The organism is Duganella sp. P38, assembly GCF_050859475.1.
Taxonomy (GTDB): domain Bacteria; phylum Pseudomonadota; class Gammaproteobacteria; order Burkholderiales; family Burkholderiaceae_D; genus Rugamonas.
Window position 1 is genome coordinate 2,978,839 of the sequence record NZ_CP193936.1, and the last position, 18,303, is coordinate 2,997,141.

The 18,303-nt window shown below is 63.7% G+C and carries 17 protein-coding genes and 1 other annotated feature; of the genes, 12 read left to right on the forward strand and 5 right to left on the reverse strand.

Annotated features, from left to right (window positions below; translation table 11 throughout):
• Positions 1-11 precede the first annotated feature (11 nt).
• From ACRQ5J_RS13840 to ACRQ5J_RS13895, 12 genes are all read left to right on the forward strand, one after another.
• Positions 12-734: an ABC transporter ATP-binding protein gene (locus tag ACRQ5J_RS13840; protein ID WP_432377489.1), complete on the forward strand. Its 723-nt coding sequence runs from the start codon at positions 12-14 to the stop codon at positions 732-734.
• 183 nt (positions 735-917) lie between these two features.
• Complete coding sequence (locus ACRQ5J_RS13845) at positions 918-1,610, forward strand: PEP-CTERM sorting domain-containing protein (protein WP_432377490.1); 693 nt, start codon at positions 918-920, stop codon at positions 1,608-1,610.
• Positions 1,611-1,639: 29 nt separating this feature from the next.
• On the forward strand, positions 1,640-3,535 hold the full coding sequence (locus tag ACRQ5J_RS13850) for a S8 family serine peptidase (protein ID WP_432377491.1): 1,896 nt from the start codon (positions 1,640-1,642) through the stop codon (positions 3,533-3,535).
• A gap of 130 nt (positions 3,536-3,665) precedes the next feature.
• On the forward strand, positions 3,666-5,468 hold the full coding sequence (locus ACRQ5J_RS13855; RefSeq protein WP_432377492.1) for a hypothetical protein: 1,803 nt from the start codon (positions 3,666-3,668) through the stop codon (positions 5,466-5,468).
• Positions 5,469-5,484: 16 nt separating this feature from the next.
• The gene (locus ACRQ5J_RS13860) at positions 5,485-5,733 is read left to right on the forward strand and encodes a hypothetical protein (protein WP_432377493.1); all 249 of its coding nucleotides are present in this window, start codon (positions 5,485-5,487) and stop codon (positions 5,731-5,733) included.
• Positions 5,734-5,942: 209 nt separating this feature from the next.
• Positions 5,943-7,189 (forward strand): IS3 family transposase gene (locus ACRQ5J_RS13865; RefSeq protein WP_432377494.1). Its coding sequence is split into 2 segments (ribosomal slippage): positions 5,943-6,231 and positions 6,231-7,189, totalling 1,248 coding nucleotides; the frame shifts between segments, so codons are not numbered across the junction.
• Positions 6,221-6,337, forward strand: a sequence feature (AL1L pseudoknot). It overlaps the preceding gene by 117 nt.
• Positions 7,190-7,374: 185 nt before the next feature.
• Positions 7,375-9,051, forward strand: coding sequence for a ShlB/FhaC/HecB family hemolysin secretion/activation protein (locus ACRQ5J_RS13870; protein ID WP_432377495.1), 1,677 nt, complete (start codon positions 7,375-7,377; stop codon positions 9,049-9,051).
• A gap of 9 nt (positions 9,052-9,060) precedes the next feature.
• Positions 9,061-9,900, forward strand: coding sequence for an aldo/keto reductase (locus ACRQ5J_RS13875; RefSeq protein ID WP_432377496.1), 840 nt, complete (start codon positions 9,061-9,063; stop codon positions 9,898-9,900).
• A 15-nt stretch (positions 9,901-9,915) separates the two neighbouring features.
• Complete coding sequence (locus tag ACRQ5J_RS13880; protein WP_432377497.1) at positions 9,916-10,989, forward strand: DUF4272 domain-containing protein; 1,074 nt, start codon at positions 9,916-9,918, stop codon at positions 10,987-10,989.
• An 81-nt stretch (positions 10,990-11,070) separates the two neighbouring features.
• Positions 11,071-11,457 carry an RcnB family protein gene (locus ACRQ5J_RS13885; RefSeq protein ID WP_432377498.1) on the forward strand — a complete coding sequence of 129 codons (387 nt, stop codon included), beginning with the start codon at positions 11,071-11,073 and terminating at the stop codon, positions 11,455-11,457.
• 78 nt (positions 11,458-11,535) lie between these two features.
• Entirely contained in the window at positions 11,536-12,003 is a 468-nt protein-coding gene (locus ACRQ5J_RS13890) for a YbaK/EbsC family protein (RefSeq protein WP_432377499.1), read from the forward strand.
• Positions 12,000-14,078 (forward strand): alpha/beta hydrolase domain-containing protein, encoded by a 2,079-nt coding sequence (locus tag ACRQ5J_RS13895; RefSeq protein WP_432377500.1) that lies wholly within the window; start codon positions 12,000-12,002, stop codon positions 14,076-14,078. The genes ACRQ5J_RS13890 and ACRQ5J_RS13895 overlap by 4 nt, the downstream gene beginning before the upstream one ends.
• Here ACRQ5J_RS13895 and ACRQ5J_RS13900 read toward each other — a convergent pair.
• The 5 genes from ACRQ5J_RS13900 to ACRQ5J_RS13920 form a co-directional block, all read right to left on the reverse strand.
• Positions 14,044-14,361 carry a DUF2288 domain-containing protein gene (locus ACRQ5J_RS13900; RefSeq protein WP_432377501.1) on the reverse strand — a complete coding sequence of 106 codons (318 nt, stop codon included), beginning with the start codon at positions 14,359-14,361 and terminating at the stop codon, positions 14,044-14,046. The genes ACRQ5J_RS13895 and ACRQ5J_RS13900 overlap by 35 nt on opposite strands.
• A gap of 1 nt (position 14,362) precedes the next feature.
• Positions 14,363-15,052, reverse strand: a complete 690-nt coding sequence (locus tag ACRQ5J_RS13905) for an RES family NAD+ phosphorylase (protein WP_432377502.1) — start codon at positions 15,050-15,052, stop codon at positions 14,363-14,365.
• Positions 15,053-15,487: an antitoxin Xre/MbcA/ParS toxin-binding domain-containing protein gene (locus ACRQ5J_RS13910; protein ID WP_432377503.1), complete on the reverse strand. Its 435-nt coding sequence runs from the start codon at positions 15,485-15,487 to the stop codon at positions 15,053-15,055.
• Between the two features lie 73 nt (positions 15,488-15,560).
• A complete protein-coding gene (gene recJ / locus ACRQ5J_RS13915; protein WP_432377504.1) occupies positions 15,561-17,255 on the reverse strand; it encodes a single-stranded-DNA-specific exonuclease RecJ in 1,695 nt (564 codons plus the stop codon).
• Positions 17,252-18,286 carry a hypothetical protein gene (locus tag ACRQ5J_RS13920; protein WP_432377505.1) on the reverse strand — a complete coding sequence of 345 codons (1,035 nt, stop codon included), beginning with the start codon at positions 18,284-18,286 and terminating at the stop codon, positions 17,252-17,254. The genes recJ and ACRQ5J_RS13920 overlap by 4 nt, the downstream gene beginning before the upstream one ends.
• Positions 18,287-18,303 lie beyond the last annotated feature (17 nt).

An 18,303-nucleotide genomic window follows, 5' to 3' on the forward strand; every position in this document is an offset into this window, starting at 1 on the left:
AAGGATACCCCATGCTCTCGATCTCCAATCTGCACGCGGCCTACGGCAAAGTCGAAGTCCTGCACGGCATTTCGCTGGATGTGCCGAAAGGGAAGCTGGTGACGCTGATCGGCTCCAATGGCGCCGGCAAAACCACCACCATGCGCGCCATCTCCGGCATGATCAAGCCCAAAGGCGGCAAGGTCACGCTGGACGGCAAAGACATCACCGGCAGCGACTCGCACAAGATCGCCCGCGCCGGGCTGGCGCACTCGCCGGAAGGACGGCGCGTATTCGCCTCGATGAGCGTCACCGACAACCTGCTGCTGGGCGCCTTCCCGCGCTTCACCCGTGCGCGTCCCAAGGGCGACATCAAGCACGATCTGGAAAAAGCGCTGGAACTGTTCCCGCGCCTGAAGGAGCGCCAGCACCAGCTGGCCGGCACGCTTTCCGGCGGCGAGCAGCAGATGCTGGCGATGGCGCGCGCGGTGATGCTCAATCCGGAAGTAGTGCTGCTGGACGAGCCTTCAATGGGGCTGGCGCCCATCCTGGTGGAAGAAGTGTTCCGCATCATCCAGCGCCTGAAGTCCGAAGGCGTGACGATGCTGTTGGTGGAGCAGTTTGCCGCCGCCGCGCTGAACGTGGCCGACTACGGCTATGTGCTGGAAAACGGCAGCATCTCCGTCCACGGCCCGGCGCAAAGCCTGAAAACCGACCCGAAAGTTATCGCCGCCTATCTGGGCGGCGGCCACTAGCCGCAGCGGCGTGCCTGCCCACAAACGGAAGAGCCTGTCAACATGCAATGCACGTAATCTGCGATTTTGCCACAAAATAAATATTCCTAAATAACATTTAATTTTCGTTGTGGTTCAGTATAGAATTTGTTTGCATAACTGACATTATTTCCAGTGTGATGCATACTTATTCTAGGACTAACGATGATTAAACCGCTTCACTTCAAGCAATCGTTGCGTGCGCTGGCTGGCGCCGCCCTCATGACGCTCGCAACCGGCGCCGCGCACGCCGGCCCGGTGACCGAACTCGGTGACGCCGGGCCGTTGCTGGGTTCGGCCCAGTCCTTCACTGGCAGCAGCGCCATTTACACCATCACCGGATCGCTGCTGGGCGCTGCCGCCGGGGATTACGCCGATCTGTTCCGCGTTTACCTGTACGCCGGCAGCACCTTCAGCGCCACGACCACCGCGTCGGCCTGGAATACCAATAACTTCGACAGCGCGCTATTCCTGTTCGACAGCACCGGTCACGGCGTGGTGGCCAATGACGACGATCCAAACGTCGGCCCGCAATCCACCATCTTCAAATCGGTGGCTGCCAGCGGCTATTACTACCTCGCCGTGGCCGGCACCGGCTATACCCCGGTCAGCGCCGGCGGCGCGATCTTCGGCGATCTGTTCGGCGCCGCAGCGCAAGTGCCGGCGGTCGGGGCTGGCGGCGCCGGCGCGCTGAGCGGCTGGCAGAGCGTCAGCAGCGAAAGCGGCGACTATGAACTGGTGCTGCAGGGCGCCTACGCCAACGTCAGCGCCGTGCCGGAGCCAACCAACGTCTCGATGCTGCTGGCCGGCTTGGGGCTGGCGGGCGCGGTGGCGCGCCGCCGCCGCGCGCAGGTCTGATCCGTTCAACGTCAATCTAGAAAAAATCCATGAAAATCACGCGTATCGCTCCATTAATGGCGCTGTTATTGGCAGGCGCCACAGGTCTGGCGCAAGCCCAGCATGCCAAACTCGATGCCGGCTTGTCCGACCTGGTCGACAAGCTGAAAGCTCCCGCAGCCGCCCGTCAGGCCGTCGCCGGCGGCCTGAAATCCACCCATGAAGGCCTGACCGACAGCAGCGGCCGGGTGCTGGTGGACATCTATCTGGACGGCAGCAGCTCGCTGGACACGGTGGTCGGCAACCTGAAGGCGGTCGGCGCCAATGTCACCGGCGTCAACGCCGCGTTCCGCCACGGCGCGGTATCGGCCTACGTGCCGCCGAACCAGATCGAAGGCCTGGCCGGCACCACCGGCCTGCGCGTGATGAAGCTGTCGCTGCGGCCGAAGCGCAACGTCGGCGTCACCACCTCGCAGGGCACCAAGGTGCTGCGCTCGGACGTCGCCAACGCCGCCGGCGTCACCGGCTATGGCATCACCGTTGGCGTGCTGTCCGATTCGTATAACGGCTCGCCGGCCAGCTTCACCACCATCCGCGCGGCCAACGACATCGCCAGCGGCGACCTGCGCCCGCCCAAATTCGTGATCGACCTGGTCGATTCCGGCAACACCGACGAGGGCCGCGCGATGATGCAGATCGTGCAGGACGTTGCCCCGCAAGCCGATCAGTGCTTCGCCACCGCCTTCGCCGGCGAGGCGGCTTTCGCCGACAACATCCGCACGCTGCGGACCCACGCCAACTGCCGCGCCGATATCATCGTTGACGACGTCTTCTACTTCGACGAACCGTTCTTTTCAGACGGGCAGGTAGCGCAAGCGGTCAACGACGTCGTCACCAGCACCACGTTGCCGGGCAAGCAGGTCAGCTACTTCTCGTCGGCCGGCAACCAGGGCGCGGCCGGCGGCGGTGGCGCCATCGACATACCGCAAGCCAGTTTCTCCACCGCGCCGGCGGGCATCGGCAATATCAACCTGCAGTCGACCCGCACTTGCAGCAGCTCGCCGGCCAGCGGCTCCAGCAAGGCCAATGTCGGTGGCGGCTGGCTGGACTTCGGCGGCGCCAACTACGTCAAACGCGTCAACTACACGCCATCCGGCTCGCGCATGCTGCTGCAATGGGACGATCCATTCTATGCCGGCGCCGTCAGCACCGACCTCAATCTGTATTTCTTTGACGACGCGGGCAATTGCGTGTTCACCTTTGCCAGCAACAACATCGCCACCGACAACGGCATGGAATACATCAGCCTGTCCGGCGGCGACAGCTTGAGTTCACTGCGCATCATGATCGGCCGTACCAGCGTCGGCGCGCACAGCGCCACCCGCGTGCGACTGGCCAACTTCGGCGGCTTTGATGGCGGACCGTTCGCCGTCAACACCAGCCCGACCACGTTCGGCCACAGCGCCGCGGCCAACGCCAACAGCGTGGCGGCGTATCGCTACACCTATCCGGCCACGCAGGTATCGCCGTACAAGCCGGTGCTGGAACCGTTCAGCAGCCCAGGCCCGGTGGTCATCGCGCTGGACGCCGACGGCAAGCGCCTGCCGGTGGCGGAAGTGCGCAAAAAGCCGGACCTGGCCGCACCGGATGGCGGCGACACCACCTTCTTCTTCCCCGGCCAGGACTTCGAAGGCAACGGACGGCCGAACTTCTTCGGCACCAGCGCGGCCGCACCGCACGCCGCCGGCGTAGCGGCGCTGCTGCTGCAAAAGGCCGGCGGTCCGGGCAAGCTGACGCCGAAGCAAATCAAGAGCCTGCTGCAAACTTCCGCGCCAGCCCGCGTGCCGCCATATTCGCCGGCCGGCACGCCAGCGTCCAAAGTGTGGAGCGTGTACGACGGCTTCGGCCTGATCGACGCCACCGCCACGCTGAACAAGCTGCCCTGATCGTCCGCCAAATCCAGCAAAGCCGGCGCCCAGTGGCGCCGGTTTTTTTGCAGCGTCGAAAAGTCCTCGACCGAGAAGGCGGGGTTGCCAATTGCTTTGCCGAGTTGGGCTTGCGCCTCAGGATGTAGCCTTGGTAGCGGCCAATGATATTGTGCTCAAGAGTGCCGAATCGGTCAGCGACACCGTTAGCGACAACAAGAGTGGCGGTTGGACTGCCGGCATTGGCATCACCGTGGGCGCAAACACGGGCCTTAACGGCGCCGTCATCGCCAGCGCCGCGCCGGCAGCGAATAACTTGCTTACGACGCAGACGCTCACTACCAGCGACATCGAGAACAAAGCGGAATACAAGGCCGTGACGGTTGGCTTGTCCGCCTCGACCAGCGGAGGCATGCGGCCGCCGTCGGTGGGGGCATCCAGCGGCAGCGCCAGCGGCACCACCAAGTCGGCGATTGGCGAAGGTACGATTATTGTCAAGGCTGATGCTGTCACAGGCAGTGACAGTGTCGCCGGATTGAATCGCGACACCAGCGGCGCCAATGGCAGCATCGAAAAAATCTTCGATCAGAAGAAAGTGGAAGAGCAGCAGGAACTGGGCAAGGTCTTCGGCGAACAAGCCTTCCGTGCGGTGGGCGACATCGCCCAGCAGTACACCAAGGCCTACGACAACGCATCGTTGCAGTTGTCCAATGCGCAGGCTTATCAGGAACTCAAAGACAAGGAAAGCGACGGCACCCTGAGCCAGAGCGAGCGCGCAACTCTCAGTGCGATGGAATCGAGCGGTTTCACCCGGGCTATTGCCAGCGAATTGGCCGCTACGGCAAATGCCACGTTATCTGATCCGCAGGTTCAGGCAGACTACGAAAACTGGAAAGAGGGCAGCGTCAACAAAACCCTGCTGCATGCACTGGCAGGCGGTATGCAGGCTGGCCTCTCGGGCGGCAACATCAGCGCTGCCGCGCTCGGTGCTGGTAGCAGCGAGGCGCTGAAGGACCTGAGCAAAGATTTGCCGCCTGATTTGCAGCAGTGGGTGAGCACGATTGCAGGCGCCGGGCCGGGAGCGCTGGCCGGTGGTGGCGAGGGCGCAGTTAGCGGCGCATCCTCGGCGCAGGATGGCGAGGTCAACAACAGGCAACTGCACACCATTGAAGAGAAGTTAATCTCCGATAACGCGGCGGAGTATGCGAAGCAGAATGGTATTAAAATAGAAGCAGCGATCGCTCAGTTGAGGGCGCAAGCATTGAGGCAGGTTGACCGCGGGTCAGCGGATATCCCCAATAATCCTAGTGCGGCCGCGTTCTTAACAAAAATTGCGCTGGCTGCTGGCAACCAGAATGTTGGTGGTGGAGGATTGTTCGATGCGAGAAATAGCGTCTCGTATTACGATGCGAGAATAAGTTCTGTATCGGCAAACAATACTAATAACGTTACCGTTGCTCAAACGGTTGCTGCTGCGAGTCGTTCGAACATTCCAGGAGCAAAAGACGCCATCCCTAAAGAGGGGGAGGCGATTACCATCGGCGTCAATGTAATTCTGGCGGCGGAGGGCGGTGTAGGTATCGTACGGGCTGCACCATCTCTGTGGGCACGGATTACGGCATTCTTCACAAAAGATGCGGCGTCAGGTGCTGAGAGCGCGCTCGCAGCCAATGAAGCGGCGGCGGCTGGACACGAGATTGGAACGATCACTACTCGGACAACAAAGAACACGACTCGGCTTGGCGGAGAAGCCGGAGAGCCAGGTGTGAACATCAAATATAGAGACGGCACTGAATTTGACATGACAGCAACGCGGGTGAAACAGACGGAGTTGAACCCGTATGTGCCCGGTGGAACTCGTCCTATTAAGTTTGAGGATGCTCTGAATAAGCAAGGCACAAAGCGTGCTCCGACCAAAGAAGAGCTTGATTGGTTCAACAGCATTAGCCATTAGGCGGTAAGGATTAAATATGATCGACTCAAAAACCGGCGATAGGGTTATCGTTCATGTCCACGAAAAATACGGGCCGTATATTCGTATCTCTAACTATGACGATGCAGGGGCACTAGAAGATGTGTTTGATGACCATTATTACGTCCTGTACTGGAAAGCCTCGGCGAAAGAGTTTGAAATGGATGGAGGCAGCGAATACTATTTTGGCGGAGCTGCTGATCCAATAAAACTGCAGGCTATTCTCGATGAAATAATCTTCGAATAGATTCGGCAATCAGTGGAAGTGGACTTGATCCACAGGGAGCACCGAGCGCGTCCTTGGATACTGGGAAGGCTGTTTGGAATACCGGGGTCAACGTTGTTGAAGGAAGTGTGAACCTTTTGAGTGGAGCCCTACCTGGCGGCTCAGATTACTACGCATTGAATCGCCCCGGGTTTGAAGGAGGCTCCAACATTTGAGAAAATGGAGCCACCATGAAAAAATCAGTCCGATATTCCCCCGAAGTGATGGAGCGCGCCGTGCGCATGGTCCAAGAGGCCGGCAGCGAGTACGAGTCGCAGTGGGCGGCCATCACGTCCATCGCAGCCAAGATAGGCTGTACCTCCGAAACTCTGCGCCGTTGGGTGCGCCAGCGTGAGCGTGACACGGGCCAGCGTGAAGGCACCACAACGGCCGAAAGCGAGCGCCTCAAGGCGCTGGAGCGCGAGAACAAGGAGCTACGCAAGGCGAATGAAATCCTGCGTCTGGCGAGCGCGTTTTTCGCCCAGGCGGAGCTCGACCGTCGCTTCAAATCGTGAGACAGTTCATCGACCAGCACCGCCAAGCGTATGGGGTCGAGTCGATTTGCAAAGTCCTGCAAGTCGCCCCGTCCGGCTACTGGCGTTACGCCGCGCAGCGGTGCAATCCCGCTTTGCGCAGCAATCGTGCGAAGAGTGACGAGGTGCTGGCCTCTCAAATTGAACGCGTCTGGCAAGCCAACATGCAGGTCTATGGTGCCGAAAAGGTCTGGCGCCAACTGCGGCGCGAAGGCACCGAAGTTGCCCGCTGCACCGTTGAGCGCTTGATGCGCCGCGCCGGCCTGCGCGGCGTGATGCGGGGCAAGGTCGTGAAGACCACGATCGGCAATGCGGCCGCACCTTGCCCGCTGGACCGGGTCAACCGCCAGTTCAAGGCACAACGACCCAATCAACTGTGGGTGTCCGACTTCACCTACGTCTCGACTTGGCAAGGCTTTGTCTATGTGGCCTTTGTGATTGATGTCTTTGCCCGGCGTATCGTGGGCTGGCGCGTCAGCAGCTCCATGCGCACCGACTTCGTTCTGGATGCCTTGGAACAGGCGCTGTACGCACGCCAACCAGAACGTGATGACGCCTTGATTCATCATAGCGACAGGGGCTCGCAATACGTCTCCATTCGCTACAGTGAGCGCCTGGCAGAAGCTGGAGTTGAGCCTTCTGTGGGAAGTCAGGGCGACAGTTATGATAATGCGTTGGCCGAGACCATTAACGGGCTGTACAAGGCAGAACTGATACATCGCCGTGCTCCCTGGAAGACGCGCGCGGCCGTCGAGCTGGCGACGCTAGAGTGGGTGACCTGGTTCAATCATCATCGGTTGCTCAAACCGCTTGGCTATATACCGCCGGCCGAAGCTGAGGCAAACTACTACCGACAACTTTCCGAGCAGGTTATTTCGCCTGACTCACACCAATCGGCCTCCTAAATTTCCGGGGTGATTCAGAGTTTGAATCGGTGCTGGCGTTGGCAAAGGATGTGCTTCTTGAGGGCACGACATAGCAATTGCTGGATTCTGTTGGCTGTCGTTGTTGCAGCTTAGTCGGGGCTCGGAATCCGTATATAATCGCCAGCTGATAGTATTCTAGGGGCGCGGGAGTGGGGTCGCGATACTTGTTGGTTGGCTGTGTGCTTGGCTTGGGATGCCTGTCCTCCGTGCTCGCATCGGCGCAGTCCATCACCCAGCTCACGGGCCAGCAGTTGCGGCGTCAGCAGCAGCGCGAGCAGGTTCAGGCCCAGCAAATCGAGGAACATCTTCCCGATGTCCGTCTGCCGCGCGCGCCTGGCGTCACGTCCACCGATTATCCGGACAATGAGTCGCCCTGCATTCCCATCAACCACATCACGCTGACCGGCGCCGATGCCGCCGATTTTTCCTGGGCGCTGAATGCCGCCGATGATGCGAAAGGCCGCTGTCTCGGCGCCATCGGCATCGAGGCGATTGTCGACCGGATACACGCTGCGCTGGCCGAGGCGGGCTATGTGACCACCCGCGTGCATATCGGCCAGCACGCCATCTCGGGTGACAGCTTGCAGCTGACGCTCGTTACGGGACGCATTCGCGCGGTGCGCTTTCTGGCGGCGTCTGGGCCGGAAAGCCAGGCATGGCGCAACGCTGTGCCGTCGCGGCCGGGCGATATTTTGAATTTGACCGATATCGAGCAGGCGCTGGAAAATCTGCGCCGCATCCCCGGCGCCGATGCCCTGATCGATATTGTCCCAGCCGACCAGCCGGAGGAGAGCGACCTGCTGATCCACTGGCGCCAGTCTGCTCCCGTGCATGTGAGTCTTTCCGCCGACGACGGCGGCTTCAAGGCGACCGGCAAGTACCAGGGCGGCGCGACGGTGTTCCTGGATAATGTGCTGGGGTGGAATGAACTCATGTATTTCAGCGCCAACCGCGAGTTCGCCGACGGCGGCACGCGCGCCGAGCGTGGCACCCGTCACTACGCCTTCCATTACTCGGTGCCGGCCGGTTACTGGCTGTTGTCGTTCAACGCCAGCCGCTACCGCTATTTCCAGACGGTCGCGGGGGCGTTCCAGTCCTTCGTTTACAGCGGCACGGGGCGCAAGCTCGATGCCAAGGCGGCACGCGTGATTTACCGCGATGGCGTACGCAAAACCACGGCGGCGCTGCGCCTGTTTCAGCGCAGCGCCAACACGTTTGTCGATGACAGCGAGATGGAATTCGAACGTCGCCGCATGGGCGGCTTCGAGTTGAGCCTGGCGCACAAGGAGTTTATCGGCGCTAGCACGCTCGATGGCAGCATCGCCTACAAGCGCGGCAACCGGCTGTTCGGTACGCGGCCGGCGCCGGAAGAGGAATATGGCGAAGGCTCGTCGCGGCCCACTATCGTCAACGCGGAGATTTCGCTGAATGTGCCGTTGCAGCTCGGTCGCGCCGACCTGGGCTATCAGGGCGACTGGCGCCGGCAGTGGAGCCCGTCGCCTTTGCTGTTTCAGGACCGCTTCTTCGTTGGCGGACGCTATACCGTGCGTGGCTTCGATGGCGAGTCGAGCCTGTCCGGCGATAACGGCTGGCTGCTGCGCAACGAATTGAATTGGAACCTCAGCGACAGGCATCAGCTTTACCTTGCGCTCGACTATGCCAGGGTCGACAGCGACCAGCTGCAACTGGCGGGCGACACGCTGGCCGGCACTGCGCTAGGCTGGCGGGGAAGGCTGGGCCGCGCCTATGTCGATCTGTTTGTTGGCCGGCCGGTCCACAAGCCCAGGACCTTCAAGACCGCGCGCAGCACTGCCGGTTTCAGTGTCAATTACGAATATTAGGTGGCGTTGATGAAAACAGTAAGCTTCCCCGGTGGCCCGCAAGTGCCAGCGCTTGGACAGGGAACCTGGAATATGGGTGAGCATGCGGCGCGCAGGCAGGACGAGGTGCGGGCGTTGCGGCTGGGCCTCGATTTGGGCATGACGCTGATCGATACCGCCGAGATGTACGGCGAGGGCGGGGCGGAGGAGGTGGTTGGCGAGGCAATCGCCGGCCGGCGCGACGAGGCGTTCATCGTCAGCAAAGTCTATCCGCATAACGCCAGCTTCGAGGGCGCGCAGCAGGCGTGCGAGCGCAGTTTGCGCCGCTTGAAAATCGATTCCATCGATCTGTACCTGCTGCACTGGCAAGGCCACCATCCGCTGGCCGAAACCTTCGACGCTTTCGAAGCGCTCAAGCAGGCAGGCAAGATCAAGGCTTACGGCGTTAGCAACTTCGATCTGGAGAATATGGATGAGGCGCTGGCCTACGGCGCGCCCGCCACCAATCAAGTCTTGTACAACCTGATGAAACGCGGCATCGAGTTCGATCTGCTGCCGTGGGCAAGGCAGCGGCAGATGCCGGTCATGGCCTACTCGCCGCTGGAAACCGCCGGCCGCGAACAGGCGGCGCTGCTGGAGCATCCCGGCCTGAGGGCCGTCGCCGAGGCGCACGAGGCCACGCCGGCGCAGATCGCGCTGGCCTGGGTGCTGCACCAGGATGGCGTGATTGCTATCCCCAAGGCGGTCGATCCTGTACACTTGCGCGCCAACCGCGCCGCGGCCGGCATCGTGCTTTCAGCCGACGACCTGGCCGCACTGGACCGTGCATTCCCGCCGCCGCGCCGCCGCCGCCCGCTGGATATGCGTTAAAACAATGAAGAGACTATGTTAAATCGACTCAAGCAGCTGTTTTCCCCGAAAGACATCAGTAACCACATTCTGCTCAACGCCTACAGCACCGTAGCCGACGCGCCCAAGCCGTCCTTTCCGCATGTGCTGAACGGCCGGCGCGACCTGTCCGATCCGGAAATGGGGCCGCACCTGAATGGCTTCATGCACTATCTGGCCGAGCAAAATGATGGCCAGATGACGCGCACCCGCTATCACGTGATCCGCCACCTGCAGCGCACGCAGCAGCACCTGAGCTTTGCCGTGGATGCGGCCGACCTGGACGCTTTCCGCGCGTGGGCCGCCGCCGCCAATGCGCTGATCTTCATGCAGGATGGCAGCGTGCGCGATCCGCAAGGCCGCGTGCTGCTGGCGGTGTCCGGCGAAGACGGCGATCCGGAGGCGGTGATTCCGTATCCGCCGCAAGCGTGGGAGCGCAAGGCGCGCACCGATGCCTTGCTGGCCGAACGCCAGATCGACGTGCCGGCCAGCCTGCCGCCACTGGTGTCCGAGCCTGAGCTGCGCCTGCGCGCGCCGGAAGATATCCTGCGCCGCATGCTGGCGCTGTTTGTGGTTGCGATCCGCGCCGAGTCGCTCACTGGCGAGAAGCCGATTCCGGTGGCCGATCTGCAGCAGCGCTTCCCGCCGGCCTTCGCCAACCTGAGCGACGCCGAACGCGCCTTCCTGGCGCAGGAAACGCCGACCCGGCAGGAGATCACCCAGTTCCTGTGGCGCTACGAGGCGATTCTGGTGCTGCAATGGGCGCTGGGCCTGCAAGCGGAACTGCCGTTCCCGGATGCGATCTGCGACGTGTCGTCGATTTCCGGCAAGGTGATCGAGCGCGGCACCGAAGGCCTGCGCAAGCAGCTGACCGCGCGCACGCCGGGCGAGATTCTGGATGCGCTGGACCTGCACTACCGCCTGCACTGGGCCAGCCGTCAGGCTATCCTGAAGAAAACGCCGGTGCCCGTGGGCCTGAACGACGGCGTGCTGCAGGAGCGTCATTACGCGCTGAACTGGTTGGTGCGCTTCGAGGATCGGGAATGGGATGATGTCGATACGCCAACCTGAGTAATGTTCGTTGGCGTACAGAACCATATCCGGTATGGAGGTATTCTGTAGCCATCGAAGCACTTTACAAAGGAGTTCGATATGAACCGCAAACTGATTACCGCTGCCGTGCTGGCAGCCATGGTTGGCGTGACTGGCGCGGCTTCGGCGCAACGTCACGATAATGACCGCCGCGATGGCCCCGATTTCAGCCGCCACGACGAGCGCCGCAACGACCGTAACGACTATCGCCATGACGACCGTCGCGACGGCCGCCGTGACCACCGCGGCGCCGGCCCGCGCCACGATCTGTACAAGGGCGGCCGCCTGCCGCCCGAATACCGCCACCGCCAGTATGTGGTGAACGACTGGCGCGCGCACCGTCTGAGCGCGCCGCCGCGCGGTTACCACTGGGTGCAAACCGGCAGCGATTACGTGCTGGTAGCCATCACCACCGGCGTCATCGCAAGCCTGCTGCTTGCCAACTAAGCCTCGCAAGCCTGCTGCTTGCCAACTAAGCCGCTTTGCTAATATGCTGGATAGTCCACACTGTCCAGCATATTTTCCATGAGCCTGCAATCGGTCCGCGCCTTCTTCCAGTCCCGCGACATCCAGATCCCCATCATTGAAACAGAAGCCAGCACCGCGACGGTGGCACTGGCCGCGCAAGCGCATGGCGTCGAGCCAGGGCGCATCGCCAAGACGCTGGCGTTCCGCGTTGGCGACCAACGCGTGATCCTGGTCGTGGCCAGCGGCACCGCGCGTGTCGACAACCGCAAATTCAAGGAAGCCTTCGGCAAGGGCAAGATGCTGTCCGCCGACGAGGTGGTGGCGCTGACCAGCCATCCGGTCGGTGGCGTTTGTCCTTTCGGCCTGCCGCAGCCGCTGCCGGTTTATCTCGACCGCACACTCAACGACTATGACGAAGTGCTGCCTGCCGCCGGCTCGGTGAACAGCGCGATGCGCATTACGCCAGCGCTGATGGCGACGCTGACCGGGGGACAGTGGGTCGATGTCTGCGGGAGCGCGGCATGAAGCGCACCCTGATGGCGTTGGCCGTTGCCGCCATGGCCGCCGGCGCGCAAGCGGCCGTCGAACGCGTCGAGGTGACGGAGCGCGTGCCGTTCGCGCCCGGCGTCACCTTTGGCGAATACGGCGCGTATGAAAAGATACGCGGCGTCGCCTACTACGCGCTTGACCCGAAGGCCGCCGCCAACGCGTCCATCGTCGACCTGAAGCGCGCGCAGCGCGACAGGAAGGGCCGCGTGCTGTTCTCCAGCGAATTCGTGCTGCTGCGGCCTGCGGGCGCCCAGCCGACCACGTTGCTGTATGACGTGAACAATCGCGGCAACATCGCCATCCTCGGCCAGGTCAACGGCCGTGGCCCGGCGCGCAACGATCCGGCCACCGCCGCCGACGCGGGCGACGGATTCCTGATGCGGCACGGCTTCTCGCTGCTGTTCTCGGCCTGGACCTGGGACGTGGCGCCAACTGTGGCCGCCGCCGGCGCGCCGCCGGCGCGCCCGCTGGTGTTCGCGCCGCCGGTGGCCAAGGGCGTCAAGGGCAGGGTGTACAACGAGTTCACCGTCAACGCGCCGATCGATACGGTCAGCTACGCCGGCATGCGCGGCCTCACCTACGAACCGGCCACGCCCAACGATCCGCGCGCGCAGCTGACGCAGCGCGCACGGCCGGGCGATCGACGCAGGCCGATTGCGCGCAGCGCCTGGAAGTTCGTGGCGCCGGAGCTGAAGGGCGGCCCTGGCCGCGTGTGGCTGGAAGGCGGCTTCCAGCCGGATACGATCTACGAAATTAGCTATGTCGCCCAAGACCCATACGTCACCGGGGCCGGCCTGGCCGGCATCCGCGACCTGCTGTCCTACTTCCGCGACCATCCGTTCGAAGGCGCACCGGCGCCGCGCAATGTACTGATGTTTGGCATCAGCCAGTCCGGCCGTTTGATCGGCCGCATGATGCACGATGGCCTGAACGTCGACGAAGGCGGCAAGCTGGTTTTCAACGGCGCGTATTTGCAGGTGCCGGGCGCCGGCGGTTCGGCGGGCTTCAACAGCCGCTTCGCGCAACCGACGCGCCATCCGTCGATGATGGAGGAGCATGAGTATCCGGCCGACACCTTCCCGTTTACCAGCACCGCGACACGCGATCCGGTCAGCGGCAGGACCGCGTCCACGCTGGACAAAGCGCGCGACAAGCAGGGCAAGCTGCCCAAGCTGATTTACGCGAACACCTCCACCGAATTCTGGAACCGTGGCGCCTCGCTGATCGCCACCACGCCGGATGGCGAGCGCGATGTGGCGCCGGCCGACAATGTGCGCCTCTATGGCTTCATGGGCGCGCAGCACTACGTCGGCCGCTCGAACAAGCGCGCGCCGTTCACCGCCTGCGTCTCGACCAGCGACCATTACCTGCCGATGCGGGCGCTGATCGTGGCGCTGGATGAGTGGACCGTCAACGGCAGGCAGCCGCCCGCCAGCGCCTATCCGAGCCTGGCCGATGGCACGCTGACGACGGTGGCGGACTACCGCGCGATCTTCCCGAAAGGGCTGGGTATCACGCCGCCGGAGCAGAATCTGCGCGAGCCGCGCCTGGACTTCGGCCGCCGCTTCGCCGCCCAAGGCATCGCCGACACGGCGCCGCCCCGGCGCGGCGACGATTACGAAACGCGCGTGCCGACGCCGGACGCCGATGGCAACGACAGGGGAGGCGTGCGCCTGGTGGAGTTGCAGGCGCCGCTCGGCACCCACACCGGCTGGAACCTGCGCGCGCCGGAAACCGGCTTTGCCTGGGCGACCTCGCGTTTCGATGGCAGCTTCGTGCCATTCGCGCGCACGGAAGCCGAGCGCATGGCGGCGGGCGATCCGCGCCCGAGCCTGGAGTCGCGCTATCCGACGCGCGACGCGTATGCGGCGGCAGTGCGGGCAGCGGCGCAACGCCGGGTCGCCGCCGGCCTGCTGCTGCCGGAAGATGTGGAGCGTGCGATGAACAAGAATCTCGGCCTGTACGACCGCATCCTGGCGCGCGACCCGGCGGACCCGGGCTGCGGCTATCTGTTCCCTAGTTCAGGGCCTTCTGCTCCTGTACCAGGATAAACGGGCTGACCACGCTGGCCCACAGCTCGGCGTTGGTTTCCAGCCAGGCCTGCGCCTGGGCGTCGCTGACCTTGGCGATCAGGCCCGACGCCATCCACTGGCTGATATTGGCCTTGTCGTCATGCGAGATGCGCACGGCCACATCGACCAGGTCGAGCGAGCTGGCGACCCATACCACGTTCCCCTGGGCGAAATGCTTGAGCAGCTCGGTCCACGGCAGGCGCGCCGTTTCACGATTCACTTTGTCGCGGAGTTCGAGGTCTTTTTCTGGTTTGGTTTGCATATTAAATAATTTCTATCTTCGGTACGGGACTACCTTGCCATGTTAACCGATAGGCCGGGCCTTTGCGAACATTGGCCACCACGGCGGGGCGGAAGCAGGCCAGGTTGATGCCGCCATCGCGCCGCACGCTCGGGTAGATTACGCCCAGCGAGCCGCCTTCGAGCAGGCGTTCCGCCAGCGTTTGCGATTCGATATAGCTGTCCGGCGCCAGGCAGGCGGCATAGCGCGGCTGGTTGCGGATGTCGTGGAAGGTGGCGGTGAAATCGGCCAGCATGCACTGATACTGCACGCTGTCGTCGAAGCGGTTGATCTCCGCGTACTCGACGGCCTTGTGGAAGCTGACTTCGGCCAGCGCCGTCTCGGCGTCAAAGGCGCAGTACCACGCGCCACGGCGGCCGTCGTTGAAGCGGCTGCCCTGCGGATGGGCGTAGGTGAAGGCGGCGTTGACGATGCGGAAGTTCGGCACGCCGAACACCAGTTCATCGACATTGATGCCGGCCGCGCCGCCGTTCTGCGTGCGCAGGCGGGCGTTGGTGGCGTTATCGAGCTCGAACAGATCGCGCAGGTGGTCGTCGTTCTCGGCCAGCGGCGCGAGTACGGAATCCTCCACGTCCGCAAAGCGGGAGGGCAGCAAACGGCAGGTGTCGAACTGGCGCAGCGCGGTTAAGGGCGGAACGAGGCTGACCGGCACTTACAGCCCTCCGCGGCGGGCGTCGAGCAACTGGCGCACGGTTTGCATGGCGAGCAGGCCGCCGCCCAGCATGTACGCAAGCGGCGTGCGGCCCTCGAAGATCTGGTTGTTGTTGGGCAGGCTGATCCATTCGTCGGCGAGCTTGTCGCCGTAGATGATGTGCAGCGCCTTGTAGATGCCCAGCAGGTAGGAGATGCGGGTGATGCAATCGACTTCCAGCGTGCGTTCGGGGTTTTTCTTCCAGTCGTAGTAGGCGCTGTTGGACAGGCCGCCAAGCAGCTGGCGCGCGTCCTCGTCGCGCACCTTCCAGGTGGCGACCAGTTTGAAAAAGCCCTTCAGGGCGGACTTCGACAGCCGTTCGCGCTCGGTCTTGGCGTTCAGGTCCACCAAGACGGTCGGCTCGAAACGGCTGCGGGGGTAGGCGTAATTGAGCATAAATCCTCCGGTAATGAACTTGTTATACTCCTTTTTCGGATGGAATGCAATCCGTTTCCGGATTGCGTGTTGCTTATGCCGCTTCGGCGTGCTCCACCAGTAGTTGCACTTTTGTTACGCCGTTGTACTCGTTGGCGTCCAGCCGGAACGCCACGCGGGCGCGCTCGCCGAGGGCGTCGGTGTGGCCGAACCAGATGGCGTCGTAGCGGGCGCCGTTCTTTTCCAGCAGCAGCTTCAGGTGGCGCTCTTTCAGAATCCGCTGGCTGACCACGCGGAAATCGTCGCAGAACACCGGCGGCGCGAAGCCCTGGCCCCACACCTGGCCGGCCATCAGCTCGATGAACGAGGTGGTGTAATAAGCGTCTTCCAGCGGGCCGTCGGTTTCGATCACCCGTTCCAGCTGCTGCTTGCTGAGCCACGAGCGGCCGACCTCCTCGAACGCCTCGGCGAAGGCGTCAAACGCCTCGGCGCGCAGCGTCAGGCCGGCCGCCATGGCGTGGCCGCCGAACTTGTCGATCAGCGACGGCGCTTTTTTATACACCAGATCGAGCGCGTCGCGTAGGTGGAACCCCGGAATCGAACGGCCGGAACCCTTGATCCAGCCATCGGCGCCGGGCGCGAAGGTGATGGTCGGGCGGTAAAATTTTTCCTTCAGGCGCGAGGCGACGATGCCGATCACGCCCTGGTGCCAGGTGTCGTCAAACACGCAGATGGTGCTGCGCTCGGCCGGATCGAAGCTTTCCAGCTGCACCATGGCCGTGCCCTGCATATCGGCCTCGATCTCGCGGCGGGCGAGGTTGATGTCGTTCAGCTGCTGCGCCAGTTCCCAGGCGCGGCCCTCGTCGTCGGTGATCAGGCATTCGATGCCCAGCGACATGTCCTCCAGCCGGCCGGCGGCGTTCAGGCGCGGGCCGACGGCGAAACCGAGGTCGAACGGATTGGCGCTGCGCACCTCGCGGCCGGCCACGCGGAACAGCGCGGCCACGCCGGCGTGCATGCGGCCGGCGCGCATGCGCTTCAGGCCTTGCGCCACCAGGATGCGGTTGTTGGCGTCCAGCTTGACCACGTCGGCCACGGTGCCCAGCGCCACCAGGTCCAGCAGGTTGTCCAGCTTCGGTTGCGTCTGGGCGTCGAACACGCCGCGTTTGCGCAGCTCGGCGCGCAGGGCCAGCAGCACGTAGAACATCACGCCGACGCCGGCGATATGCTTGCTCGGGAAGCCGCATTGCGGCTGGTTCGGGTTGACAATGACGCGGGCGGCGGGCAGGGTCTCGGCCGGCAAGTGGTGGTCGGTCACCACCACCTCGATGCCGCGCCGGTTGGCCTCGGCCACGCCGTCGATGCTGGCGATGCCGTTGTCGACAGTGATAATGATGTCCGGCTGCTTTTCACGCGCCGTCAGCGCGACGATTTCGGGCGTCAGGCCGTAACCGTACTCGAAGCGGTTGGGGACGATGAAGTCGATCTCCGCGCCCATGGCGCGCAGGCCGCGCAGCGCCACCGCGCAGGCGGTGGCGCCGTCGCAGTCGTAGTCGGCGACGATGACCATGCGCTTGCGGGCGGCGATCGCATCGGCCAGGAACACGGCGGCGGCATCGATGTGCAGCAGGCCGGACGGCGGAATCATCGCCGCCAGCTCGCTCGACAGTTCCTTGACGTCGGTGAGGCCGCGCGCCGCGTACAGCCGCGCCAGCACGGGGTGGACGCCGTTCTGGCGCAGCATTTCGGATTCGCGGAACGGGATGGTGCGGGTACTGATGCGTGTCATGGTTGCTTCAACAGGGAATTCAGGGTCGGCTTGCGCCAGAATTGGTATTGCGCCAGCTTGCTGCTGGCGACGGTGGTGCTGCCATAGCGGTGGCTCAGCACCAGCCTGACGCCGCCGATGCGGCCGTCCTTGAGCGCCGCCAGCAGCGGCGCGAACCACTGCTGCTCCAGCTGCTGCATGCGCGCCAGCCAGTCGGCCCAGTCGCCGGCCTGGGCGGGGGCGATCAGCCCGGCCAGCATCAGCGTGCCCGGCTGGGCGATCAGTTGCTGCGCCGTCGGCTGGGTCGATGCCGCCAGCGCGTTCATCCATGGCGTGCCGTCGCCGATCGCCACGCTGGCGGCCGGTGCGGCCGGCCCGGCGCCGCCCCACAGCCAGCAGGAGTTGATCGGCTGCAGGCCGCGAGCCTGGCGGGCCTGGTTGACCGGATGTTCATGCCACAGCATCTGCACCTCGTTTTGCAGGCGGCGGAAATCGCGCGCGTGCTCGCCCTCGGGCAGCCAGTCCGTCATGCTCTGGGTGGTGGTGACGTCCGGCGAGGCGGTGTTCAGGCCGCCCCAGTCGTCGGCGCGCATGAACCACAGCCCGGGCGCGCCGTGCAGCAGCGTCTTGCCGGCGTCCTCGAAATACGGCCGGGCGATCTCGTACAGGCCGCGCGAATCGGCCTCGCTAACCTGGAGCGAGCGCAACTCCGTCAGCAGCATGTGGGTGCGCGAGATTTGCACGTGCGCCGGTTGCAGCAGGAACCAGTGGCCTTGCGCGGCTTGCGCGCCCAGGCCGCAGCCGCGCATGCAGGCGGTGGCCAGCGGCGCGCCGGTGGCCGCGCCGTCCGGGGCGCCGGACAGGCCAAGCTGGTGCGCCAGCCATGCTTCATGCGGCAGTACCCGGCTGTCGTTGTCGAAAACGTCATAGCGGGAGTTGCTGTTACGGGCCAGCAGGGCGGCCAGCGCGGGCGCCTGCAGGGCGCGGACCAGGTCCGGGGCCAGCTCCGGTGGCGGCAGCGCAAAGGGGAGTGCGAGGGTAATTTCAGTCATCCCGAGATTGTAGGGCA